The 24,163-nt window shown below is 69.8% G+C and carries 19 protein-coding genes and 1 tRNA gene; 12 read left to right on the top strand and 8 right to left on the bottom strand.

Annotation, left to right across the window (positions count from 1 at the left end; genetic code table 11):
* The first annotated feature begins 300 nt into the window (after positions 1 to 300).
* Positions 301 to 1,518 carry a M48 family metalloprotease gene (locus tag QHF85_RS14825; RefSeq protein WP_281327817.1) on the top strand — a complete coding sequence of 406 codons (1,218 nt, stop codon included), beginning with the start codon at positions 301 to 303 and terminating at the stop codon, positions 1,516 to 1,518.
* 111 nt (positions 1,519 to 1,629) lie between these two features.
* Here the strand turns inward: QHF85_RS14825 and QHF85_RS14820 are convergent, their stop codons facing one another.
* Together QHF85_RS14820 and QHF85_RS14815 are read right to left on the bottom strand one after the other, a co-directional pair.
* Positions 1,630 to 2,769, bottom strand: a complete 1,140-nt coding sequence (locus QHF85_RS14820) for a S8 family serine peptidase (protein WP_281327841.1) — start codon at positions 2,767 to 2,769, stop codon at positions 1,630 to 1,632.
* Positions 2,769 to 3,932, bottom strand: a complete 1,164-nt coding sequence (locus QHF85_RS14815) for a Stp1/IreP family PP2C-type Ser/Thr phosphatase (protein WP_281327816.1) — start codon at positions 3,930 to 3,932, stop codon at positions 2,769 to 2,771. Before QHF85_RS14815 ends, QHF85_RS14820 begins: the two co-directional genes overlap by 1 nt.
* Before the next feature lie 195 nt (positions 3,933 to 4,127).
* Here QHF85_RS14815 and QHF85_RS14810 point away from each other — a divergent pair, with 195 nt between their 5' ends.
* Both QHF85_RS14810 and QHF85_RS14805 read left to right on the top strand, forming a co-directional pair.
* Positions 4,128 to 4,880, top strand: a complete 753-nt coding sequence (locus tag QHF85_RS14810) for a hypothetical protein (protein ID WP_281327815.1) — start codon at positions 4,128 to 4,130, stop codon at positions 4,878 to 4,880.
* A gap of 54 nt (positions 4,881 to 4,934) precedes the next feature.
* Entirely contained in the window at positions 4,935 to 6,239 is a 1,305-nt protein-coding gene (locus QHF85_RS14805; protein ID WP_281327814.1) for a sigma 54-interacting transcriptional regulator, read from the top strand.
* Here QHF85_RS14805 and QHF85_RS14800 read toward each other — a convergent pair.
* The 3 genes from QHF85_RS14800 to QHF85_RS14790 form a co-directional block, all read right to left on the bottom strand.
* On the bottom strand, positions 6,209 to 7,540 hold the full coding sequence (locus tag QHF85_RS14800; RefSeq protein ID WP_281327813.1) for a PEGA domain-containing protein: 1,332 nt from the start codon (positions 7,538 to 7,540) through the stop codon (positions 6,209 to 6,211). The two genes, QHF85_RS14805 and QHF85_RS14800, sit on opposite strands and share 31 nt — an antisense overlap.
* A gap of 95 nt (positions 7,541 to 7,635) precedes the next feature.
* Complete coding sequence (locus QHF85_RS14795; RefSeq protein ID WP_281327812.1) at positions 7,636 to 8,835, bottom strand: hypothetical protein; 1,200 nt, start codon at positions 8,833 to 8,835, stop codon at positions 7,636 to 7,638.
* 78 nt (positions 8,836 to 8,913) lie between these two features.
* Entirely contained in the window at positions 8,914 to 9,429 is a 516-nt protein-coding gene (locus QHF85_RS14790) for a YbjN domain-containing protein (RefSeq protein ID WP_281327811.1), read from the bottom strand.
* Here QHF85_RS14790 and QHF85_RS14785 point away from each other — a divergent pair.
* Positions 9,416 to 11,356 carry an N-acetylmuramoyl-L-alanine amidase gene (locus QHF85_RS14785; RefSeq protein WP_281327810.1) on the top strand — a complete coding sequence of 647 codons (1,941 nt, stop codon included), beginning with the start codon at positions 9,416 to 9,418 and terminating at the stop codon, positions 11,354 to 11,356. The two genes, QHF85_RS14790 and QHF85_RS14785, sit on opposite strands and share 14 nt — an antisense overlap.
* Positions 11,357 to 11,366: 10 nt before the next feature.
* Here the strand turns inward: QHF85_RS14785 and QHF85_RS14780 are convergent, their stop codons facing one another.
* Both QHF85_RS14780 and QHF85_RS14775 read right to left on the bottom strand, forming a co-directional pair.
* Entirely contained in the window at positions 11,367 to 11,975 is a 609-nt protein-coding gene (locus QHF85_RS14780) for a response regulator (protein WP_272427004.1), read from the bottom strand.
* 61 nt (positions 11,976 to 12,036) lie between these two features.
* Positions 12,037 to 12,888, bottom strand: coding sequence for a hypothetical protein (locus QHF85_RS14775; RefSeq protein ID WP_281327809.1), 852 nt, complete (start codon positions 12,886 to 12,888; stop codon positions 12,037 to 12,039).
* 326 nt (positions 12,889 to 13,214) lie between these two features.
* Between QHF85_RS14775 and QHF85_RS14770 the strand changes: the two genes are divergently transcribed.
* The gene (locus tag QHF85_RS14770; RefSeq protein WP_136929978.1) at positions 13,215 to 13,577 is read left to right on the top strand and encodes a TraR/DksA C4-type zinc finger protein; all 363 of its coding nucleotides are present in this window, start codon (positions 13,215 to 13,217) and stop codon (positions 13,575 to 13,577) included.
* A gap of 137 nt (positions 13,578 to 13,714) precedes the next feature.
* Here the strand turns inward: QHF85_RS14770 and uvrA are convergent, their stop codons facing one another.
* Positions 13,715 to 16,603, bottom strand: coding sequence for an excinuclease ABC subunit UvrA (gene uvrA / locus QHF85_RS14765; RefSeq protein WP_281327808.1), 2,889 nt, complete (start codon positions 16,601 to 16,603; stop codon positions 13,715 to 13,717).
* A gap of 224 nt (positions 16,604 to 16,827) precedes the next feature.
* On the opposite strand from uvrA, the gene QHF85_RS14760 reads away from it, so the two are divergent.
* From QHF85_RS14760 to QHF85_RS14730, 7 genes are all read left to right on the top strand, one after another.
* A complete protein-coding gene (locus QHF85_RS14760; RefSeq protein WP_281327807.1) occupies positions 16,828 to 17,832 on the top strand; it encodes an SUMF1/EgtB/PvdO family nonheme iron enzyme in 1,005 nt (334 codons plus the stop codon).
* Entirely contained in the window at positions 17,829 to 18,839 is a 1,011-nt protein-coding gene (locus tag QHF85_RS14755; RefSeq protein ID WP_281327806.1) for an SUMF1/EgtB/PvdO family nonheme iron enzyme, read from the top strand. Before QHF85_RS14760 ends, QHF85_RS14755 begins: the two co-directional genes overlap by 4 nt.
* Positions 18,840 to 19,004: 165 nt before the next feature.
* Positions 19,005 to 19,078 (top strand) — tRNA-Ile (locus QHF85_RS14750).
* 29 nt (positions 19,079 to 19,107) lie between these two features.
* Positions 19,108 to 19,875 carry a C4-type zinc ribbon domain-containing protein gene (locus QHF85_RS14745; RefSeq protein ID WP_281327805.1) on the top strand — a complete coding sequence of 256 codons (768 nt, stop codon included), beginning with the start codon at positions 19,108 to 19,110 and terminating at the stop codon, positions 19,873 to 19,875.
* Positions 19,876 to 19,909: 34 nt separating this feature from the next.
* Positions 19,910 to 21,154 (top strand): serine/threonine-protein kinase, encoded by a 1,245-nt coding sequence (locus tag QHF85_RS14740; RefSeq protein WP_281327804.1) that lies wholly within the window; start codon positions 19,910 to 19,912, stop codon positions 21,152 to 21,154.
* A 115-nt stretch (positions 21,155 to 21,269) separates the two neighbouring features.
* The gene (locus tag QHF85_RS14735; protein WP_281327803.1) at positions 21,270 to 21,785 is read left to right on the top strand and encodes a hypothetical protein; all 516 of its coding nucleotides are present in this window, start codon (positions 21,270 to 21,272) and stop codon (positions 21,783 to 21,785) included.
* A 21-nt stretch (positions 21,786 to 21,806) separates the two neighbouring features.
* Positions 21,807 to 24,161, top strand: a complete 2,355-nt coding sequence (locus QHF85_RS14730; RefSeq protein WP_281327802.1) for a serine protein kinase PrkA — start codon at positions 21,807 to 21,809, stop codon at positions 24,159 to 24,161.
* Positions 24,162 to 24,163 lie beyond the last annotated feature (2 nt).

Raw genomic sequence — 24,163 nt, 5'->3', positions numbered from 1 at the left:
CGTGTCGTGAAAATGCGAATGCGCTGGCGCTGGTAAATGGCGTCCCGAGAATACTGTGAGCGCGGCATTCCGTGAAAACGCGCCATGTCCTGGAGCATCACCCCGCAGGCACGCGCAGGCTACGCCCCGCGCCGTGGCGGCTCTCGATCCCGGACGCGGGCAGCCGCCGGAGGTTCGCCGACCAGGGCGGCGAGGGGCGCGTCGCTCGATCGAACCCCCCGGCAGCTCCTCGCGCGGTCGCAAACGTGCCTCTTCTGGCTCGTTTGGCTCGATGTCCGTCCATGGATTATGCTCGTCCGTATGCCTTCGCTCGCGCCGCGACGCCGCGGCTCCCTCTCGCTCCTGACGGTCTGCGCCTCGGCGCTCGCCTTGTCCTCGGCGCTCGTCGCAGGCTGCCAGCGCGAATCCCGGCCGACCTACGCCCAGACGCAATATCCGCCGCAGCAGGGGTATCCGCAGCAAGGCTACCCGCAGCAGGGGTATCCGCAGCAAGGCTACCCGCAGCAAGGCTACCCGCAGCAAGGCTATCCGCAGCAAGGCACTCCGCAGCAGCCCCCGCAGACCACGCCGCAGCAACCCGCGCCCCAGGCCACGAGCCCCTTCCCCGGTTTTCCCTGGCCGTTCCCCACGACCGGGACGCCGACGACCGGGACGCCGACGACGGGCACGCCGACGACCGGCGGTCTGCCGACCTCGCCGTTGAACGATCCGATCAACCTCGTCGACGTCAACTGGCTGCGCAGCCAGGCCGGCGTCGTGATGGGCGAGCTCATCGGCGCGTTGCCTGCGAACAAGCAGTCCATCGTGCGTGACATCCCGTTCGTCGCCGATCCCACGCCTGGCGAGGTGAACGCGTTCGCCGCGTGTGACGATCAAGGCCTGCCGCTCATGGCGATCACCGACGGCCTGCTCGAGATCGAGGCGTACATCGCGCAGTACAAAGCGAACGACGAGGTCTTCGGTACGCGCAAGCTCGACGAGTACCTCCGGATGCTCGCGCAGCAGGGCGCGATGGTGAAGCCGCCCGTGGGCTTCGTGGATCCGGTGCAGCAGATCGACGCGCGCAAGGTGCAACGGCAGCACCAGCTCTTCGACGAGCAGGTCGGCTTCGTGCTCGGGCACGAGCTCGGCCACCATCACCTCGGCCACCTCGGCTGCACGGCGAACCAGGGCGGCAGCCGCGGCGTGAACCCCGCTGATCTCGGCAGGCTGCTCTCGCGCACGCTGCCCGTGTTCAACCAGCCGAACGAGATCGCCGCCGACGTCGCCGGGACGAACAACGTTCTCTCCGCGGGCGCGCGTCGCAACGGCGGCTATCGGCTCACCGAGGGGGGCGCGGTGCTGACCTTGAACTTCTTCGCGAACCTCGATCAGCTCACGCCGGCGACGATCGTCTTCAACTTCGAGCGCACGCACCCGCACCCGATGGTGCGCCTGCCGATCGTGCAGCAGACGGCGAACACGTGGCGCATGACCGGCGGCACACCGAACCCGTTCGGCGGCCTCTTCGGCCAATAATCTCCCTTGCATCGACCGCATCGCGGTCGATGCACCCGAGGTCCAGGGCTGGCCCTGGTCCGGGTCGAGGGGTGGACAACCCCTCGTCGGGTCCGGGGTGAAACCCCGGCGCTACGCCGCCATGCTGCGCGCCGCTTCCACTGCGACGCGCGGCTGCACCACACCCCAGCCTTGCCGTTCGAGCGCGATCCCTGGCGTGCCGCGCGCTGTCGTCATGAGGATGCGCCGCACCTGATGCGGCCGCAGCGCTGGGTTTGCTTCGAGCATCTGCGCGACCACGCTCGCCACGATCGGCGACGCGAAGCTCGTGCCGTCGACGTGCTTGTAGTGGCCCGAGAGGACCCTCCGATCGCGCAGCTTCGCTGCGACGAGTTGGCGCACGAGGTACGGCTCGCGGCGGCCCGCGATCGCGTCGAGATCGGCGTCCGCGCCTGCGTGCGCGGCGAGCAGATCGAAGAGTTTGTCGTCGGGGGCTTCGTCGAGCCGCTTGAGCAGCCGCGCCTCGGCTGCCGTCGGCGTGCCCGGGAGGATCGGCGCGGCGACCCAGATCGCCGGTGCGATGAGCTCGGGCTTTTGCAGGCCGTCGATGGTGAGGCCGTACGACGAGTGGTAGTGCTGCGACTGCTGCCCGGCGCCGCCGTCGTCGAGGCCGCCGACGGCGAGCACGCTCGGCGCGCTGGCTGGCGGTAAGACCTGGTGATCGGCGAGGTGCCCCGCGTTGCCGGCTGCGGCGACCACGACGATGCCTTGCCGCGAGGCCTCGTCGGCCGCGCGTGAGAGCGGGTCGGTGAGGAATGACTCCTCGTAGTCGCCGCCGCACGAGATGTTGAGGACGCGGATGCCGTAGCGCTCGCGGTTCTCGAGCACCCAGTCGAGGCCGCGCCGGATGTCGTCGTGCACGATGCGGTGCGCGGAGCCGACCTTCACGAGCACGACGTTCGCTTCCCAGGCGAGGCCGCGGAACTGCCCCGCCGAGAGCGCGCCGTTCCCCGCGGCGACGACGCTCGTCATCATGCCGTGCCACGACGAGACGTCCGAGCGCTCGAGCGCTTCGAGCCCCGCGCGCGGCGCGAAGAGGTCGTGGTAAGCGGCGATGCGATTGTACGGCGTCGTAAGATCGGGGTGCGCGTAGAAGCCCGAGTCGAGGAATGCGATCGTGACGCCGCGTCCCGCGTACTTCGTGTCCGCGTCGAGGCGCTCGGCGATGGGCAGGACGCGCGTGCGTGCGTCGGACGGGCCGCTCGCGGGCATCACTCGCTTTCGATCTTCGTGCCGCACTCGGTGCAGAAGGCGTTGCCGACGTAGAGCTCGTGATCGCAGCGCTTGCAGCGCGCCACGCGGATCTCGTCGATCGAGCGCGGGCCGTCCACCTCGACGTCGCCGCCGGCCGCGAGCATCGCGAGGTCGTCCGGGGTCATCACCTCGCGCAGACTGTCGAGCTGGGTCGAGACGACCATCTCTTCGATCGGATCGCCGGGGGGCGGGCGGTACGAGCGCACGCCGTCCGTGTCCTGGATGTCGCGGTATCGCTGCGAGAACGGGATCGACGCGGCGACCTCCTCGACGGCGAGCTCGGGCGCGTCGACCTCCATCGCGGAGATGTGCGCCTCCGAGGGCGGCGGGGCGTCGTCGGCGCGGACGAGCAGCGCCGAGATGTTGTCGACGCCGCCGGCCTCGTTCGCCATCGCGATGAGCAGCTCGCACGCCTCCGACAGATCGCTCGTCAGATCGAAGACCTCGAGGATCTGATCGTTGGAGATCATACCACTCAGGCCATCCGAGCAGAGCAGGAACGTGTCGTTCGGCTCGATCTTCACGGTCTGCACGTCGACCTTCACCGCGTCCTTCATGCCGAGCGCGCGGGTGATCACGTTCTTCGGCAGGCGCGCGAGCTCCTCTTCGGTGAGATCGGGCTTCAGCGCGAGCGCGTCGTTGATGAGCGAGTGGTCGCGCGTGAGCTGCTCGATCGCGCCGTCGCGGATGCGGTAGCAGCGGCTGTCGCCGACGTGCGCGATGTGCAGGCTCTCGTCGCCGTCGTAGTGGATCGCGACGATCGTCGAGCCCATGCCGCGGTGCTCTTTGTGCGTCGACGAGATCTCGTAGACGTCGCGGTTCGCCTTGCGCACGGCTTGCGCGAGACGCTCGGCGGGCGGCGGCAGATCGACCTCGTCGTTCGGCGCGGTCGAGGGCAGTGCCCCTTGCGACGTGGCCTCGAAGAAGTTCTGCATCGAGGTCGCCGTGAGCGCGCTGGCGACGTGTCCCGTGGAATGTCCGCCCATGCCGTCGGCCACCACGAAGAGGTCGAGGCTCTGCGCCACGAGCACGTTGTCTTCGTTGTGCCTGCGTTGGCGGCCTACGTCGGTCATGCCCGCGGCCACGAGGCGAAGGGCATGGCGCGGCTGGGTCTTGGACATGCGACACGCGATTATAGCGGTCGATCCCTGGTCCTCGGCTAGTTCCTCGTTGGGTCTCCCGCAGGGGCCCTCCCCGGTCCCCCCCCGGGCCCCCCTCCGTCGTGGGCGCGCTCATACGCGGCGGCCGAACAAGGTTCCCGAGGGCCGTGCGCTTTGCGCTTTGCGCGCGGGCCGTGGTCGTTCTAGAGCCCTGCCGTGACGCTCCCCCGCTCCTTTCGCGCGTTCGTCGCCGCCGCGCTCGTCGTGGCACCCTTGCCCGCCCTCGCGCAGACGCCCGATCCGGCCCAGGTCGACGCCGCCCAGGCCGAGGAGCCGCCGGAGCCGGGCGCCGGGACCCCGAGGGCGTACGCGCCCGACTGGCGCAAAGGGGCCTTCCTCCTGTCCGTGGGGGGCGGCTACGTCGTGCCCCTCGGCAGCATCGCCTCGGGCGTCACGGTGGGCGACCTCGTGTCCGGGGGGCCGGGGGTCTCGGTCGGGCTCGGATTCGGCCTGAGCCGGCACGTATCCTTCGAGCTCGAAGGGAACTACGGGATGCTCGGCGGCGGCGAGGACTGCGCCGCGTGCTCGGGCAGCACGCTCGGCGTCGGGATGCGCCTCGTCTACCACCTCGCGCAGGGCATCGCCTTCGATCCTTACGCGAGCTACGGCGTGGGCTTTCGCACCTCGCTCGTCGAGGCGCCCGAGACCGGCGCCGCCCCGGACCTCGGCATCGGGCGCTCGCAGGGCATCGACTTCGCGCGGATCACGCTCGGCGGCACGTTCTACCCGCACCCGGTCTTCGGCTTCGGGCCGTTCCTCGAAGGGACGGTCGGCTCGTACCGCCTGCGCCCCGATCCGGAGACGTCGCCGAGCGTCTACGGGTTTTTCCAGGTGGGCCTGCGTGTCACGTTCGATCCGCTCCGCGGCGGGAAGGTGCGCGCGCAGTCCACGATCGCCTCGTCGTTCTGAACGAGGCGCGACTTTTCACGCAACCGCGCCCCGCGCCGTGTCGATGAAGCGTTCGTGAAGAACGAACGTGCGCGGGACGCGACGGTGGAGATCGGCGGAGGCGACGCAGCGCTCGGCGCTGCGTGGATCCGCGTGGACGATGGCGGCGATGAGCGCGCCTTGCGGCTCGGCCCCGGCGAGGAGATCGTCCTCGGCTCGGGGGAGGGCGTGGACGTGCGGCTCGTCGATCGAACGGTGAGCGCGCGCCACGCGGCGCTCGTGCACCGAGGCAGCGTGATCGAGGCGGTCGATCTCGGATCACGCAACGGGATGCGGGTCGCGGGCACGCGCGTCGCGCGGGCCTTTCTCTCGACGGGGAGCGCGGTCGAGCTCGGTCGCGCTGTGGTGCGCGTCGAGGGCAGCACGATCGCAAGCGAGCCACACCGGGGCGCGCTGCTCTCGCACCTCGTGGGCCGGAGCGCGCCGATGCGTCGTCTCGGCGGCGAGGTGCGCAGGCTCGCGCCGCTCAAGCTGCCCGTGATGCTCCGCGGCGAGTCGGGGACGGGCAAGGACCTCGTGGCGCGCGCGCTGCACGACGAGAGTCTGCGCAAGGACAGACCGTTCGTGGCGCTCAACGCGGCGACGATCTCGCGCGAGCTCGCGGAGTCGGAGCTCTTCGGTCATCAGCGCGGCGCGTTCACGGGCGCGCTCCGCGATCGACGCGGCGCGTTCCGCGAGGCGCATCAAGGCACGCTCTTCCTCGACGAGATCGCGGCGCTCCCGCTCGACGTGCAGGCGAAGCTCCTGCGCGTCGTGGAAGGGGGGATCGTGCGGCCGCTCGGATCGGAGACGGCCGTGCCCGTCGACGTGCGGCTCGTGGTGGCGACGTGCGAGCCGCTCGAACAGATGGTGGCGGCGCGTCGGTTCCGGGCCGATCTCTACGAGCGGCTCGCGGTGTGCTTCGTGCGTGTGCCGTCGCTGCGCGAGCGCACCGAGGACATCGCGGCGCTCTGCACGCATCTCTTCGCGACCTCGGAGATCGGCCCGCGTGAGCTCTCGCCCGGCGCGCTCGTGGTCCTCCGCGCTTCGAGTTGGCCGGGCAACGTGCGCGAGCTCCGAAACGTGATCGTGCAGGCGGCCGTACGCGCGCCGGGCGTGATCCAGGCCGAGCACGTCACATCGGTGCTCGCGGAGCGAAGCGGACGCCGGGTCAAACTTCGCCCCGACGACGCGCGGCGGATCTTCGAGGAGACGGGTGGGAATGCGAGTGAAGCGGCGCGGCGCGCGTCGGTCCCGCGATCGACGATGCGGGATCTCCTGCGCGCCGCGGGAGCGACGGGGAGGTCGTCTCAGAACGTGCCGACGACGCCGAGCCCTTGATACGTCGACGAGACGCTCGGCGTGACCGCGAGGACACGCGGGCCGCTGTTCGACGCGGTCGTCGAGGTCGCGTTCTTCTTCGGCAGGTACCAGTCGAGCAACGCGTAGACGCCCGTGCCGATCGCGCCGACGCCGAAGAGCACCCAGCCGGTCGTGGCCACGGCGACGTTCGTGTCGTAGTCGGAGAGATCCTTGCGGAGCACGCCGCAGGCCTGCTCGTAGTTCGGCAGATCGCTGCCGGGCGACTCGGTCGATCCGCAGGGCGGGTTCTTGCCGAAGTTCGTGCTCGGATCGTTCGCCGCGTACGTGCGGATCTCGGCGGCGTGCTCGTCGGCCTTTCCGCTCGCGACGCTCGCGCCGACCGAGAAGCCGATGCCGAGGCCGAGGCCGATCACCGCGACGCCCGAGCCGACCCACGCGATGGGCTTGTGCGTGTACCACTTCAGGAACGGCTCACGCGTGCCCGTCGTCGTGTCGGCGCTGCCGTCCGGGCCCTGCGGTGCGATCACGCCCCCGTCGACCGGCGGAAGGCCCGAGCTCGCGGTTGCAGAGCCCGCGGGCGGCGTGCCCGTGCTCGCTTGCGGGCCGTAGGGGTTCGCGGCGGGCGTCGGCGACGCCTGCGGCGGCGTGGGCGTCGGCGCAGCGGCCGGCGGCGGAGGCGGCGGAGGCGGCGGAGGCGGCGGAGGCGGAGGCGATGCGGCACCACCGACGCCGAGCACGAGGTTCGCCGCGGTGGCCGAGCCCTGCTTCGCGTCGACCTTCGTGGTGGTGGTCTTGCCGCCGTACGTCGCCGTGACTGCGTGCGTGCCCGGCTTGACGAAGATCACGTTGAGCAGCGGCGACTTGCCGTAGCTCGTTCCATCGATGGACACGTCGGCGCCGTTCGCGTCGACGATCACCACGATGTGCCCGGTCTTCTTCTTCGCCTCGTTGATGCCCTTCTCGGCGGTGGTCTTCTGATCGGGCGAGGCCGAGGGCATGTCGCGGAGGAACTGCTGCAGGTGCATGCCTGCGTCCTCGGGGTGGTTCGAGCGCAGCTCGCTCTGGCCGAGGTTGAGCAGCACGGCGGGGTGACGCTTCAGCGCGTAGGCTTGCAGGAACGCGGAGCGCGCGTCCTCGAAGCGACCGGCGTCGAACGCCTTCACGCCCTCCTCGTAGCGTTGTCGAGCGACCTCGGTCACGGCGTCGGCCTGCGCGAAGGCGCGAGCTTCCATGAGGTCGGGAGCGATCCCCGCCTCGCCGAGGAGGGCAGGGACCGTGAGCGAAAGGAACAAGGCGGTGGCGCAAGCGCGTGTCTTCATCGAACCCTCGGTGCATCGCGACGGCCGGCGATGCGGTCTTCTTGTCGGCATTCTTCGCACCCCGAGGAGGGCACGGGCAAGCGATTAGCGAGGGCTCAGAACGGCGTCTCGCGAATGATGCCGCCGCCGGGCTTCGGGGCGGTCGTCGCGGTGGGCTTGGGCGCCGCAGTTTTTGCCGTCGTTGGTGCAGACGCAGCGGGTTTTTTCGTGGTGGCGGTAGCCGTCGCGATCGGCTTCGGCGGTTCGACCTTCGGCGGCTCGGCCTGCGGCGCCGTCGCGGCGGCCGTGGGCTCGCTCGTGGGGGCCGTCGTCGCGGTGGCCGTGGGCGTCGGGGGAGGGGGCTCCGGCGCGGGAGGCGTGGCAGCGGTCTCCGCGGGAGGCGCTTGCATCGCCTCCGTAGGTGCAGGAGCAGCGTTCTGCGTCGGGCTCGGCGCGGGCTTCGGCGCCTCGGCTGCGTTTGTCGTGACCGGCGGCGGCGTGGGTTTGTCCGCGTCGCCGAGGAGCCCCTTTGCGGCGAACGCGAGCCCGCCGAGCCCGATGAGCGCGACCGCGACCTTCACGAAGATCCCCTTCGGCGGTCCGCTCACGGGGATCTCGGGCGGCTCGTCGGCCATCGCGGCGTCCATGCGCGCGAGGTTCACGTCGTCCACCGGAGGCGAAGCGGGAGGCGCTGCCGCGATCGCGGGCGCGTCGTCGACCTTTTCCGCGACCGGCTGCGCATCGTCGGCCTTCGCATCGTCGACGTTTGCTTCTTCGGCCTTCGGCGCGTCGACCTTAGCCTTGTCGACCTTAGCCTCGTCGACCTTAGCCTCGTCGACCTTAGCCTCGTCGACCTTAGCCTCGTCGACCTTAGCCTCGTCGGCTTTCGCTTCCTCGGCCTTCGGTGCGTCGACCTTCGCATCGTCGACCTTCGCATCGTCAGCTTTGGTTTCCTCAGCCTTCGGTGCGTCGGCCTTCGCTTCTTCGGCCTTCGGCGCGTCGGCCTTCGGCGCGTCGGCCTTCGGCGCGTCGGCCTTCGCATCCGCGGCCTTCGCATCCGCCGCCTTCGCGGCGCCGTTTACGAGCGGCGCGGGTGCACCGTTTGCCTTCGCGGCGCCGTTCTCCATCGCCTTTGCAGGCGGTTCGGCGCGCGTCGGCTTGGGCGGAGCGGCCACGACCGGACTCGCCGCGACCTCGGGCGCGAGGGCCACGGGCGGATCGTCTTGCTCCCAGGACGGCTTGTACTGCAACGCGAGCCGATCCAGCTCGTCCGGCGTGGGGACTCGCGGCTTCGCTTGGGGTTCTTGGACAGTCATGACCAGACGAGAACGTATCACCCGTCGCGTGCGAGCGGCAACGCAGCGGCGTCGATCGTGGAGGCGGCCCGCGCGGCGTCAGTCGCCGAACGCGGAGGCAACCTTTTCGTTTCCCCCGAACTCGGCGACGAGCTTGTTCTGCCACTCGTCCGCCACATCGCCCACGGTGGTCACGATGTCCTCGAACTCCTCGTAATCGAGCGCGGATAGGCGCCGCAGGCACCGCACGACCACGTCGTCGCGCGCCGCGTCGATCGCGAACGCCGCGTCGCTCGTGCGTACGAACGACAGCTCGAGCAGCTTCCGGTAAAAACCCTCCCGCCCCCGGAGCGGCACCGCCATGATGGGCGCGAAGATCATCAGGACGCCCTGCCGTTCGAGCACGTTGATCCCGATCGTGACCGCCCCGCGTTGCACGTGGGCGTATCCGCCGTCGTCGAGCACATGCCCCTCGTGACCCGCGTCGCTCGCCGGGAGGTATTTCGCGACGTAGCGGCGGAGATACGCGTTGACCATCGCAGTCGCGTCGGCAAAGTTTTCGCCGGAGAGCCGGTCGGCGTAGATCGGGATCGAGGTGGGCGTGGAGTCGGACACGGGGATCCTCCGGAAGATGTGCTCGGGCCCCGCGGCGAGTGGGGTCGCCGCGGGCGCTGCCCCGTCGTTCGCGGTCCACCGGCGTACCGCGGTGCAGCGCTGCCATGGTATCTCTGCCCTCCGCGCCGCGGCGATCCTTTTTGCGTTCGGTACGCCGACGCTCGGCTGTAATTCGGGTGCGTCGAGCCCACCCGCGCCGCCCCCGAGCGACGAACAGCGCGCCCAGGCCCTGCTCGACCCCGCCGCCGCGCTCCCTGCCCGCGCGGAGGTCGTCGCCCTCGCCGACGCCGTCGCCATCGCCTCCTCCCGCGCCGGACGTACCGAGCGCGGCGCCGCCCTCGCCATGCTCGCCGGCGACCTCCGCGCCCGCTCCTTCCGCGTCGATCAGGCCGAGGCCGACGCCCGCGAGGCCCTCGAGCTCTACGCCGCCTCCGCGAGCGCCGCCGCCGGCTCCCTCCCGGGCTGCGAGGCCGATCGCCGCCGCGCCCTGCTCGCCGGCGAGCTCGCCCGCGACGCCGCCGTCTCCTACCGCGAGACCTACCTCGCCTCGCGCCGCCAGGCCGTCCTCGCCCCGCGCACGCCTTGCCACGCCGCCCTCGAGCGCGCTCTCGCCATGTCGTCCGCGTATCGCCCCCGCGGCGACGCGCTCCGCGCCCTCGAACGGGAAGGCGACCTCGCCTCGGAGTCCGCCTCGCGCGGCGCGCCTTCCCCCTCGGCGTTCGCCGCCTCCCCGCCGCCTTCGGGCGCCGTCTCGCCCGAGTCTGCGCCCGAGGCGCCCGCTTCCTCGGCCCAGGCCGCTTCCGAGGGCCAGGTCGTCGTGACCCCGCGGGACGCGGTCGCGGCGAAGGAGCCGGTGAAGATCGTCGCGATCGAACCCTTCGGCTCCGAGAAGGGCGGCCGCGTGGTCATCCACCTGAGTGGCCCGACCACCTTCCAGGTCGGGACGCTCGGCGCCGACGCCGCCGCGGGCAAGGATGCGCGTGTGTTCGTGGACATCGCACGCGCGAGCTCCAAGGGCGTCAAGCGCGAGACCGAGGTCGGCGGCGTCGTGCGTCGCGTCCGCCTCGGCGCCCAGGAGGACGGCGGCACCCGCGTCGTCCTCGACCTCGCCGCCTCGCTCTATCGCCGCGTTTTTTACCTACCCGACCCGTTCCGCATCGTCGTCGACGTGAGCACGCGCCCGCCGGTTCGGAAGGACGAACAGGACGCCTCGGGCAAACGCGAGGTGCGCCGCGTCGTCCTCGATCCCGGCCACGGCGGCAACGACACGGGCGCCGTCGGGCCCACGGGCCTCAAGGAGAAGGACGTCACGCTGGACATCGCGCACCGCGCCGCGACCATCGTCTCGCGTGAGCTCGGCATCGAGACCTTGCTCACGCGCGACGACGACACGTACGTCCCGCTCGACCTCCGCACCGCGCGGGCCAATGCGTTCCACGCGGATCTCTTCGTCTCCGTCCACTGCAACGCGTCCGAGAGCGGAACGGCGCGCGGGCCCATGACGTTCTCGCTCGACCGCGTGCGGGATCCCGAGGGCCTCGCCATGCGCGTGGCCGCCCGGGAGAACGCCTCCCGCCCGCGCAAGAGCGGCGACGAGGGCGACGCGCGCTCCATCGACGAGGAGATGGCGCTCATCGCGTCGAACCTCGACGTCGGCGACCTCATGGCCCGGTCGCGCCACGTCGCCGATCTGGTCCAGCGCTCCGCGCTCGCGTCGCTCGGCGTGCGCTGGCCCGACACGAAGGATCAGGGCACGAAGACCGCGGGCTTCTTCGTGCTCGTCGGCGCGGACATGCCCGCCGTCCTGTTCGAGACGTCGTTCATCTCGAACCCGGACGACGAGGCCCGCCTCGCCACGGCCGACTATCGGCAGAAGCTCGCCGACGCCGTGGCGAACGCGATCCGCGCCTACCGCGAAGGCAAATGACCCGTCCGGGTCACTCCCGCTCGAGGCCCATCAGCCGCTCCAGCGAGTCGCGCAGCTCCGCCGCCTCGCCCTTCTTGATGAAGTCGTAGGCCCCGGCCTCCGTCGCGTTTTTCTTCATCTCCTCGGCGTCCGAGTAGACGATGCAGCGAATGTGGGAGGTCGTGTCGATCGACCGGAGCCGTTCGAGGCACTTCACGCCGTCGAGCCCGGGCATCCGCACGTCGAAGACCATGGCGTCGGGCTGGATGCTGCCGACGGCCACGAGCGCGTCGAACGGATCCTGGAACGTCGTCAGCTCGAAGCGCTTGCTCAGCGCCTTGCGCAGCGAGGCGAGCACGACCGGATCGTCATCGACGGCGACGACCTTGGGTTTGCCGAGGCGCAACACCTCGGGGATCGGGTAGCCGTATTTCCGCAGGAAATCGAGGACGTCGAGCCTCCGGAAGCGGAGGTGCCTGCCCGGCGTCCGGAAATGCCGGATCTCCCCCTTGTCCGCCCAGTTGTGGATGGTCTTCAGATCCACTTGGCAAAACCGCGCCACGTCGCTCGCGGTGAACAGCTCCGGCTGGTTCGTCGTCGTCGTGGTCGTGGTCGGCGTCGTGTTTTCTTTGGCTTCCATGACTTCCGGCCTCCTCGGCCCAGTCCACTCTCTCGGGGGCTCTAGCTCCGACAAAAGGGAGCTAAGTCCCCGAACCCCCATCGTCCACCGAAGTCGCAACGTCCCGCTCGTCGAGGCTCGTCTCGACCCCCGGCACATCGGGAGAAGCGAATCCTTTGCCGAACTCAGGCGCGTCCTCGGCAGCAAAACGGCCATCGCGCAGGACGTAGCGGCTGGGCCCGTCGACCCGTCGCTCCCTCACAGAGTGTGCAGGATCACCGGGCAAAGCGATGAAAGGCGGAGCGTCGCCCTCGCCCGGGACGAACTCCGGGCAGATCGGCAGGAGCGTCTGCCGCCTGGCGAGGGCGAGCGCACCGTGCACGTCTCGCTCGCCCGCGAGCAATTCCAGGGTGCGCGACGTCGGCGGCGCGAGAAAGAAACGCCCTTCCGCCGCGGCGTCGAGGACATCGGCGGGCCGCGCCCAGAGGCTCATCGTGGTCTCGTGCTCGTCGTGCCGTCCCTCCTGTCCCTCGGGCAAAGGGAGCAGGAAGAACCGAGCATCAAACCGACGGGACTCGGCCACGGGCGTGACCCACCGCGCGAACGGAGCGAGCCTGTCCAGCGCGAGGCGCCTGCCGCGCCGGGCGAGCGCGTCCAGCAGCGGCGTCCCCGCGACGAGCTCGGCCGCGATGGCGTCGAGCTCCGCGCCCGCCGCCCCGGGCGTGACCGGCAGGATCCGCCCCTCTTCGAGCGTCTCCCGGCAAGCCGCGACGCAAAGCCCGAGCGCGCTCGTCCGCTCGGCCATCGCCAGAACCCGCGCGTCCGCGGCGTTTGCCGCGGTTTCCCAGGCCGGATCGAGGTCCGACGGATCGACCTTGCCGCCCGGAAAGACGAGCGCCCCGCCCATGAACGCGGACTTCGCGTGACGGCGCACACAGAAGACCTCGAGTCCTTGCGAGCCATCGCGCACGACAATGACGGTGGCGGCATCGCGGGGTTCGCTTGTTTTTCGGTTGATGTCGAATTCCAGCAAGGTGGAAGGTTTTGTCCCACGTCGAGAGGAAGTCGTCAAACCTGCATCTCGGCCGGTCTCGACCGTGGTTGACGTCAGGGAATCCGTCGCCTAGCCTTCCGCGCCCTCCTGCAAGGGAGGGCCGGAAATGGACGGCATTCGTCCGTCTCTGGCCGTACTTCGTCGAGGTGCCCGGATTGCATGAAGCGGGGGGCACCCAAAGGGCGACACGTCGAGGGAATTGCAAAATGAACAAGGCCCAGCTCAAGAAGTTCAAGGCTTTGCTCGAGGCGAAGCGAGACGAAATCGTCAAGAAAGCAAAGCAGACCCTGAGTGAGGACATGGCCCTCGACGCGAGCGATCTCCCCGATGAGATGGACCTCGCATCGAGCGAGTATCTGCAATCCTTCACGTTCCGGCTTCGCGGCCGGGAGAAGTCGTTCCTCGACAAGATCGAGAAGGCGCTGATCAAGATCGAGGACGGAACGTTCGGTCAGTGCGAGGAGTGCGAGGAAGAGATCGCGCAAAAGCGCCTCGAAGCCCGCCCCGAGACGAGCCTCTGCATCCGCTGCAAAGAGGATCAGGAGCGCGCCGAAAAAGACTTCGGCTGATCTTTGGTGGCAGGGGGTTGGCTTAGGCCAACCCTTTTGTGACAGGGGGTTGGCCTACGCCAACCCCCTAAGCGCCCCGCGCGGGCGGGGCGCTACCCGGGGTTCGTCCCTGCTGTCTCTCGTAGGGGCGTCTTGGGCTACTTGGCGCGTTTTCCGGGCCGCTTGCGGCCGGATTCGAGGACCTCGCGCAGGTACCGCCCGGTATGCGATTCCGGGACGGAGGCCACGTGCTCCGGCGGTCCGCACGCCACGACGAACCCGCCGCGCTCGCCCCCCTCCGGCCCCATGTCGATCACCCAGTCGCTGCACGCGACCACGTCGAGGTTGTGCTCGATCACCACGACCGTGTTCCCCGCGTCCCGCAAGCTCGACAGCGCCCCGATCAGCACCTCGATGTCCGAGAAATGCAGGCCCGTCGTGGGTTCGTCGAGGACGTACAGCGTGCGCCCCGTGGCCTTGCGCGCCAGCTCGCGCGCGAGCTTGACGCGTTGCGCCTCGCCGCCGGAGATGGTCGTCGCCGGTTGTCCGAGCCGGATGTAGCCGAGCCCCACCCGCGCGAGGGCAAGGAGCCGCTCGCGGACGCGCGGGATCGCCTCGAACTGCTCGATCGCCTGATCGACCGTGAGCTCGAGCGCGTCGGCGATCGACATGCCGCGGTAAAGCACCTCCAGCGTCTCGCGGTTGTACCGCTTGCCGCCGCACGTCTCGCACGTGACGAACACGTCCGGCAGGAAGTGCATCTCGACGCGGAGCACGCCGTCGCCCTGGCAAGCCTCGCAGCGGCCGCCCTTCACGTTGAACGAGAAGCGCCCCGCCTTGTAGCCGCGCGCGCGTGACTCGGGCAAACCCGCGTAGATCTCGCGCAGCAAGCTGAAGACGCCGGTGTACGTGGCCGGGTTCGAACGCGGCGTCCGCCCGATGGGCGCCTGGTCGATGGAGATGACCTTGTCGATGTGCGAGAGGCCCTCGATGCCGTCGCACTCGCCGATCGGCGCGCTCGTGCGGTAGAGCGCGGAACGCGCCGCGGGCAGGAGCGTGTCGACGATGAGGCTCGACTTGCCCGAGCCAGAGACGCCCGTGACGGCGCAGAGCACGCCGACGGGGATCTCCACGGTAACGCCGGTGAGGTTGTGCGCGCGCGCGCCGACGAGCTTGATCACGCGCCCGTCGCCCTTGCGTCGCTTCGTCGGGATCGGCAGGTGTTTGTCGCCCGAGAGCCAGGGCCCGGTGACCGACAGCGGGTTCTTCGCGATCTCCGCCGGCGTCCCCTCGGCCACGACCTTGCCGCCGTGCACGCCGGCCCCCGGCCCCATGTCGACCACGTGATCGGCCGCGAGGATCGCGTCCCGGTCGTGCTCGACCACGACCACGCTGTTGCCGAGATCCACGAGCCTGCGCAGCGCTTCGAGCAGCCGCGCGTTGTCCCGCGCGTGCAGGCCCACGCTCGGCTCGTCGAGCACGTACAGCACGCCCACGAGCGCCGCGCCGATCTGCGTCGCCAGCCGGATGCGTTGCCCCTCGCCGCCGGAGAGCGTCTGCGCGGAACGATCGAGCGTGAGGTAGTCGATGCCCACGTCGATGAGGAAGCCGAGCCGCGCGATCACCGCGCGGAGGAGCGGCTCGGCGATCGCCCGCTCCCGCGGCTGAAGCGGCCCGTCCTTGTGCGCGATCGTCTCGAGGAACGCGCGCACCGTGCGCAGGGCCATCGTGCCGATGTCCGCGATGTTCTTGTCCGCGATCTTCACCGCGAGCGCCTCGGCCCGCAGGCGCTTGCCCTTGCAGACGTCGCACACGCGCGTGACGGCGTACCGGCCGATGTCCTCGGACCCCGCGACGTCGTCGTCGAGATCGTCATCGTCCTCGCCGGAGAGCACGCCCTCGCCTTGTTCGAGCTGCCGCTCGAGCCGCGGCACGATCCCCTCGTAGCCCTCCTTCGCCTTCTTCCGCCCCTTCGCCGCGGTCGCCTCCGCGCCGAAGAGCAGCGCCTTGCGATCGGCCTCCGAGAGATCACGGAACGGCACGTCCGGGTTCACGCCGAGCGAGGTCACCGCCCGCTCGGTCTCCGTCGAGAGCGCGAGCGAGCCGCGCCGACCCCACGCGACGATCGCGCCCTCGCGCAGCGTACGCTTCGGATCCGGTACGACGCGTTCCGGATCGATCCGCGTGCGGAACCCGATGCCGTCGCACGCGGGGCAGGCGCCGTGCGGCCCGTTGAACGAGAACATCCGTGGCTCGATCGGCGGCAGGGAGATGCCGCAGGCGATGCAGGCGAAGCGCTCGCTCATCCAGATCGGCTCCGCGCGCTCTCGCTCGGTCGACGGATCCGCGAGCAGACGGCCCTCGCCGAGCTTCAGCGCGAGCTCGACCGAGTCCGTGACCCGACCCTTGACGCCCTCCTTCACCACGATGCGATCGATCACCACGTCGAGGTCGTGCGCCTTCGTCCGATCGAGGACGATCTCGTCGCCGAGATCCACGACTTCTCCGTCGATCCGCGCGCGAACAAACCCTTCGCGGCGGAGGCGATCGAGCTCCAGCTTGAGCTCGCCGCGGCGCGCGCGGGCGATCGGGGCGAGCACGGTGACGCGCGCACCCTCGCCGAGGCCGAGGATCCGGTCGACGATCTGCTGCACGGTCTGCGCCTCGATCCGCGCGCCGCAGCTCGGGCAGTGCGGCGTGCCCACGCGCGCGAAGAGCAGGCGCAGGTAGTCCGAGATCTCCGTGACGGTCCCGACCGTGGATCGCGGGCTCTTCGCGAGCGCGCGTTGCTCGATGGCGATCGCGGGCGAGAGCCCCTCGATCGACTCGACGTCTGGCTTGGCGAGCTGTTCGAGGAACTGGCGCGCGTACGCCGAGAGCGACTCAACGTACCGTCGTTGTCCCTCGGCGTAGATCGTGTCGAACGCGAGCGACGACTTCCCCGAGCCGCTCGGGCCGGTGATGACGACCAAGCGATCCCGCGGGAGGGAGAGGCTGACGTCCTTGAGGTTGTGCTGGCGAGCGCCGCGAATGACCAGGCGATCCATGGACGGGCGACACCTAGCACGCTCATCGTGCTGCGGCTCCCGTGTTGTCCACGGCTTCCCGGCTCTCCGATTGGCGCGCGAGGACCAACCGCTTCCGCGGGCGCCCTCTTCTTTCAGCGACACGCGATGACCGCGCCGCGCCTGCTCGCTCGAAATTTTTCCCCCTCGCGGTTCCTCGGTTCTACTTGCATGACGGGCAACGATCGAGAAGCCCTGCGGAGCTCGTGGGTACGACGACGAGGAGCGTGATCATCTCGGTGGGCGTCGGCCTTGCGGTCGGCGGCCTCGCTTTGTTCGCGGAGCGCTCGGTCGTGTCCGTTCGATCGGTCGCGCGCGCAGCATCCGAGCCCGCGCCGCCGTCCCCCGAAGCGCCGCTCCCCCGCGCGCCCGACGAGCGCGGGTCCGTGGATCCCGCGGAGCCCGCATTCACGCCGGCCGATCGTTTCTCCACGGACCTGGCCGTGCGCGCCGCTTGTCCGGCCGACATGGCGCTCGTCGAGGGCGACTTCTGCCCCAAGCTCGAGTACCGCTGCGGTCGTCGATCGAGCGAGCTCGGTCATGGCTGCGCCGAGTACGTCCGCGGGGTGCCGTGCCGCGGCGAGCCCGATCCGCGCCGGTATTGCATCGATCATCACGAGTGGCCGAACCGCGTCGGCGAGAGCCCGCGCGTCTACGTGAATTGGTTTGAGGCCAAAGAACTTTGTCAGTCGGTGGGCAAGCGCCTGTGCCGCCGCTCCGAGTGGACCCTCGCTTGCGAAGGGCCGAAGCGGCTGCCGTACCCGTGGGGCTTCGTGCGCCAGCCGAGCCCGTGCAACGTCGATCGCGCGTCCATCCCCTTCGACGTGAACGCGATGGTCGACGAGCGCACGCGCGAGGCCGAGATCGCGCGGCTCTGGCAGGCTGATCCGATCGGCTCGCACCCCGCGTGCATCAGCGCGTTCGGCGCGTACGACATGTCCGGCAACGTCGACGAGTGGACCGACAACCTCGCCGACGATCCCGAGACGAACCAGCCCTCGACGTTGAACGGCGGCTACTGGGGTCCGGTGCGCAACACCTGTCGCCTCACGACGAAGACGCACGGCCCGAAGTTCGCGTTCTACCAGGTGGGCTTCCGCTGCTGCGCGGACACGATCGACGGCATCGAAAGCCCGCCTCCGAAGCCCTTCATCGATCGCGAGCGCGACCAAGCCTCGCCCGGCGATCACGCGGCGCACGAGGACGGGTGAGATCCCGCGAGGCCGTCGTCTTTCCGCTCGTGCTCGCGGGTTCGCTCGGGCTCGCGGCGCTCCTCCTCTCGCCGCGCGCGGCCGAGCGTCGTGAAGCGCAAGAGGCCTCTGCGTCCACCGCGACCTCGATCGAAGCGCCGCCGCCGCCTCCGCCGCCCGCGCCCGCGCCCAAGGAAAAACCGCCGCCGCCTTCGTACGTGCAGGTGAGCCCGGAGAGCGCGACGGCGTGTGGACCGGGCATGGTGCTCGTCGACGGCATCTACTGCCCGTTCGTCGGGCATCGATGCCTGAAGTATCGCGAGGACGTGAAGGACGTGTGCGAGCGCTTCGGCCCCGAGGTCCTCTGCGAGGGCAGGCTCGAACGCCGGCGCTTCTGCATCGACGTCTACGAGTACCCCAACATGGAAGGCGTCAAGCCAGCGGTCATGGCCGACTGGAACGAGGCGCGGCGCGCGTGCGAGGTCGAGGACAAGCGCCTCTGCACGGTCGAGGAGTGGGAGTTCGCCTGCGAGGGCCCGGGCATGTGGCCCTACCCGTACGGTGCCGAGCGCGACGCCGAGGCCTGCAACATCGACAAACGCGTCGAGCCGCCGGACTTCGACGCCTTCTCGGATCCGGCGCGCGTCTCGGCCGAGGTCGACAGGCTCGACGCCCGCGTCGCGTCGGGCGAGATGCACCGCTGCGTCAGCCCCTTCGGCGTCCACGACATGACGGGCAACGTCGACGAGTGGGTCGACAACCCCCAGGGCAAGCGCCTCGAAGCGCCGTACCGCTCGTCCTTGAAGGGCGGCTACTGGGGGCCGATCCGCGCGCGCTGCCGGCCGATCACCTCGACGCACAACGAGTGGTTCAGCTTCTACCAGGTTGGATTCCGCTGCTGCGGTGACCCGAAGGACGGGGGGCGGGCGGGCCCCGCGCCCGCTGCCAAGCGGCCGCGGCTCGGCCGGATGAACCTTCCGCCGCGGGACGGGCCCGAGCGTTCGAAGCCTGCGCCGGAAAGTCCTTGAAAGTTCGATGCTTCGAGGTTTTTTCCCGCGGCGCACGCGTGGGGCCCGCACGGCTCTTTCCGGGGAGCAAGCCCAAAGTGAACGATGACGCGGCGCTCCCCTTCCAACGGCCCCGATGTTGGACTAGCTTGTCCCCCGGTCGCCCAAGGGCGGCTACGCGACCACGGGCCCATAGCTCAATCGGTCAGAGCCCCCGGCTCATAACCGGGCTGTTCCTGGTTCGAGTCCAGGTGGGCCTATCCCTTTTCGCAAGGAGCAGAGCATCCACGTGAGTATCCGCGACCAGATCGCACCCCTCGAAGAGCTCGCGACCATCGACGACGATCTGCGGAGGCTCGAGGAGCAGATCGGCAAGCAGCGGGGAAGTTTGGAGGGGATGCGGACGGAGGCGGGAGGTCTCGAGGCGCGCCTCAAGGCGGACCGCGAGATGCTCTCGCAGATGGAGAAGACGCGGAGCGAGCTCCAGATCGAGCTGCGCCAGATGACGCAGCAGATCGAGCGCTCCCGCGAGAAGCTCGCGCGCTCCCGGAACGAGCGCGAGAGCAACGCGGCGCAACGCGAGATCGAGGAGCTGCGCAAGCTGCACCGCGACCGCGAGGAAGAGATCGAGCGCCTCAACACCGCGACCGAAGCGGCGAAGAAGTCGATCGACGTGACCGACGGCAAGTACCGGAACATCACGCAGCAGATCGAGGGCACGGCCGAGGGCACGACGCGGCAGCTCGACGCGGCTGAGACGCAACGAGCGGCGCGCGTGAAGGAGCGCGAGCTCGCGGTGAAGAAGCTGCCGACGACGCTCTACCGTCGTTACGAGTCCGTACGTACGCGGCGCCCGCACCCGATCGCAGCCACGCACGACGGCACGTGCCTCGGCTGCCACCTGACCATCCCGCCGATGATGTTCCAGAAGATGCTGCGCCAGGCCGAGTTCGAGCAGTGCCCGCACTGCCGGCGCATCCTCTACTACACGCCTGCGCCGGTGAGGGCCCCGGAGGGCGACGCCGCCGAGGGCAGCTCGACGTCTTCACGCGCCTGATTCGTATCGGTCTCGTCCGATCCCATCGCGGCGCGTGAAAGCCTGCATCACCTGCCATCGCCTCTACGAAGACGACGCGGACTTCTGCCCGCTCGAAGGGCAGAAGCTCGCGGGGACCGACGAGGTCTCGCCGAAGCCGGATCCGAACGATCCGCGCGTCGGCGGGGCGGTGTGCGGCGGGCGCTACCAGATCTGGCGCGTCATCGCCGAGGGCGGCATGGGCCGCGTCTACCAGGCGCTCGACCGCGCGGAGAAGCGCTCGGTCGCGCTGAAGATCCTGCACGAAGAGGTCGCGCAGGATCCGGTGTCGATCGAGCGGTTCAAGCGTGAGTTCGAGGTGAGCGCGGTGTTGCCGCACGAGCACGTCGTGCGTGTCCACGCGTTCGAGCACGACGCCGAGAACAATTACGTGCTCGTGATGGAGTACCTCGAAGGCGAGGAGCTCCGCGTGCTCATGCGCCGCGAAAACGTGCTGCCGCCCGAACGCGTCGTGCGGTTCGTCTCGCAGGTCGCGCTTGGCCTCGCAGGCGCGCACGAGCGCAAGATCGTCCACCGCGATCTCAAACCGGACAACGTTTTTCTCTGCGGCGGTGACGAGGTCAAACTCCTCGATTTCGGCAGCGTCCGCGACAACTCCGTGGGCGCGAAGAAGATCACGGCGATCGGCACGACGATCGGCTCGCCCTTCTACATGTCGCCCGAGCAAGCGCAGGGGCTCGCCTCGCTCGATCATCGCGCCGACGTCTGGTCGCTCGCGGCGATCACGTACGAGTGCCTCACGGGCAAGGTCCCGTACGAGGGCAAATCCGGCCCGCAGATCCTGCTCAGCATCATGACGCGCCCGCACCGCCCGCCGAGCGAGGTCGGCCGCGCGCACGGCGTCCCGCGCACGCTCGACGCGGTGATGGATCACGCGTTCACGAAGGAGCCTGAAGGCCGCATCCCCACGGTCGGCGCGCTTGCGGATCAGATCGGCCATGCGTACGGGCTCGACGGGAGCCACGCGGCGTGGGCGCGGATGACGCAGGCCGAGCTCGCCGAGCGCATCCGCGCGGGCCTCCCCGGCATGCTCGCGCGGCTCGAAGAGGAGCAGGGCGCGGCCGGGGATCTGAGCGCGATGGACGCGGTGTTCGCGGGCGCGGGCGCGGCCTCGGGGCAAGGCGCGCTCTCCGAGGACGACGCCGCTTCGGTCCCGACCGCACGACCACGCTGGCTTTTTCCCGCCATCGTGTTCGTCGTCCTCGCCGCGCTCGTGATCGTGGTGCTCGGCGCGCGCTGAACACCGAGCTCGTGCATGGCTTGGGAGGCCGTTCCGTCGAACCCGTGCTGTTCGCGTGTTTCGTCGACCCTCCGCCCGTGGTCAGGAGCAAACCGCCGTGGTATTTCGAGCCCTCATGAACAAGCCTTCGATGCGCCGCCGTCCTGCCTCCACCCTCGCGTGCCTCGTGGCCCTCTCGGGCCTGACGTTCGTGCTGGCCTCCGGATGTGGCCGGAGCGAAGCCGCCACGCAGCGCGGCGACGAGACGAACGTCGCGGCCGTCGCCAAGGGCCCCAAGGCCGAGAGCGACACGTACGCGGTCGAGATGAAGGCGACGGGCCCGTACGCGGCCGGCAAGGAAGGATCGCTCGAGATCACGATCGTGCCGAAGGGCGCGTATCACATGAACGATCAGTACCCGTACAAGTTCAAGCTCGTCGATCCTGCGCCCGAGGGCGTCACGTATCCGAAGCCCTTGCTCAAGCGCGAGGACGGGACGTTCAACGAGAAGAAGGGATCGTTCAAGGTGCCGTTCGTGGCGTCCAGGGCGGGCAAGGCGAAGATCGGCGGCACGCTCTCGATGAGCGTTTGCAGCGCCGCGAACTGCGTGATGGAGAAGGTGGACCTCGAGGTCGACGTCGACGTGAAGTAAGCCGGGGGCTAAACTCCCGGGGTGAAAGAGTCAGACGCCCGGGCAACCCGACGGTCCGAGCTCGCGCTGGCCGAGCTTTCCAACCTGGTCACCTCGATGCAGCGCCGCTTCCAGACGGGGCGGCGTTTGCTCTCGTTCCAGGAGTACCTGGAGCTCTTCGCATCCGATCCTGCGCGCCACGGGCGTGACGCCGCACGCTACGTGCGCGACATGTTCGACCACTTCGGGACGTACCCGGTCAAACGTCCCTGGGGCGAGTGCTCGCGCTACCGCCTCTTCGATCTGCCCTGGGAGCCCGAGCCGCTCCGGGCATCGGGAATGAGCGCGCGGCGGGCGCCCTACCACGGGCGCGACGCGGCGCTCATCGGACACGAGGAGCTGCAGGGCGAGATTTACCGCGCGCTCTCGAACTTCGTGCAGGAGGGGCGCGCGAATCGGCTCGTCCTGATGCATGGGCCGAATGGCTCGGCCAAGAGCACGATCGCCGGCTGCATCCTGCGCGCGCTCGAGCATTACTCGTCGCTCGACGAGGGCGCGCTCTACCGGTTTCACTGGGTGTTCCCGAGCCGCAAGACGACGCGCGGGGCGATCGGCTTCGGCGGCGAGGGGGCCGCGGCGCCGATCGGCGGCAGCTTCGCGCACCTCGAGGACACGCAGATCGACGCGCGCCTCGTGAGCGAGCTCAGGGATCATCCGCTCTTCTTGATCCCGGTGCCGGAGCGGCGCGAGCTCCTGAAGAAGCTCTACGAAGAAGCCGGCATCGCCGACGCGCCGCCCGACTGGCTCATGAGCGGAAAGCTCTCGCACAAGAACCAGCAGATCATCGAGGCGCTGCTCGTCTCCTACGAAGGCTCGCTCGCCGACGTGCTGCGGCACGTGCAGGTCGAGCGCTGGTTCATCTCGCGTCGGTATCGCACGGGCGCGGTCACGATCGGGCCCGAGCTCAGCGTCGACGCGGGCGAACGGCAGATCACGGCCGATCGTTCGCTCGCCGCGCTGCCCACGGCGCTCCAGGCGCGCACGCTCTTCGAGGCGCACGGCGATCTCGTCGAGGCCTCGGGCGGCGTGCTCGAGTTCAGCGATCTGCTGAAGAGGCCACTCGACGCGTTCCGCTACCTGCAGCTCACGCTCGAGACGGGCGAGGTGAGCCTGCCGCAGCAGACGATTCAGACGAACGTCGTGATGATCGGCAGCGCGAACGACATTCACCTGAACGCCTTCCGCGAGCACCCCGAGTTCCCGAGCTTCCGCGGTCGCTTCGAGTTGCTCCGCGCGCCGTACCTCCGGAGCTACCTCGACGAGCAGCGCATCTACGACGCGCAGATCGCGCCGTTCGTCACGCGTCACGTCGCGCCGCACGCGACGCGCGTGGCGGCGCAGTTTGCCGTGCTCACGCGCATGCGGCAGCCGGAGGCGAAGCGTTACCCCGAGGCGCTCGCGCCGATCGTCTCGTCGCTGACGGCGGCCGAGAAGATGGAAGCGTACGCGACGGGGACGCCGCCGGAGCGGCTCGACGGCGACTCGCAGAAGCTGCTCCGCGCGAACATCCGCGCGCTCTACCAGGAGACCGACGCGACGGTCGACTTCGAAGGGCGCTCGGGCGTCTCGCCGCGCGAGATCCGCTCGCTCTTGCTCGACGCCGCGCAGAACCGCGACCACGCCTGCCTGTCGCCGTTCGCCGTCCTCACCGAGCTCGACGAGCTCTGCAAGCGGACCTCGGAGTACGACTGGCTCAAGGAGCGCCCGCTCGCGGGCGGCTACCACGACCACAAGCTCTTCCGCGACGTCGTGCGCGCGCGGCTGCTCGACACGCTCGAGGAGGAGATGCGCTCGGCGAGCGGGCTCGTCGACGAGACGCGCTACGGCGAGCTCTTCGACCGGTACGTGCAGCACGTCGGCGCGTGGGTGAAGGGCGAGAAGATCCGGAACCCGCACACCGGGGATTTCGAGGGAGCCGACGAGCGCATGATGCGCGAGATCGAGGGCCTGCTCGGCGTGCGCGGCAAGCACGACGATCACCGCCGCGGCCTCATCGCGATGATCGCGGCCTGGGCGATCGATCATCCCGGGGAGAGGGTCGTCAACGCGGTCGTCTTCCCGCAGCAGATCCGCAAGCTGCGCGAGGCCGTGTTCACCGAGCGGCGCAAGGCCGTGGCGCTGCTCTGCCGGGATCTCGTGTCCATCCTGCGCGACCGCGCGAACCACGCCGCCGAGGGCGTGCGCGAAGAGCCCCTCTTCGGCGGCCTGCGCGACGAGCAACGCAAGAACGCGCTCGCTGCGCTCGATCGGCTCGTCGCGATGGGGTATTGCGAGAGCTGCGCCCTCGACGCAGGCAGCGCGCTCCTCCGCGCGCGGTTCGCCGAGCTCGTCACCTGACA

The sequence above is a fragment of the Polyangium sp. 6x1 genome, assembly GCF_029946515.1.
Taxonomy (GTDB): domain Bacteria; phylum Myxococcota_A; class Polyangia; order Polyangiales; family Polyangiaceae; genus Polyangium.
The sequence above is the reverse complement of the archived record's forward strand: the minus strand, read 5'-3'. Positions and strand labels throughout refer to the sequence as shown.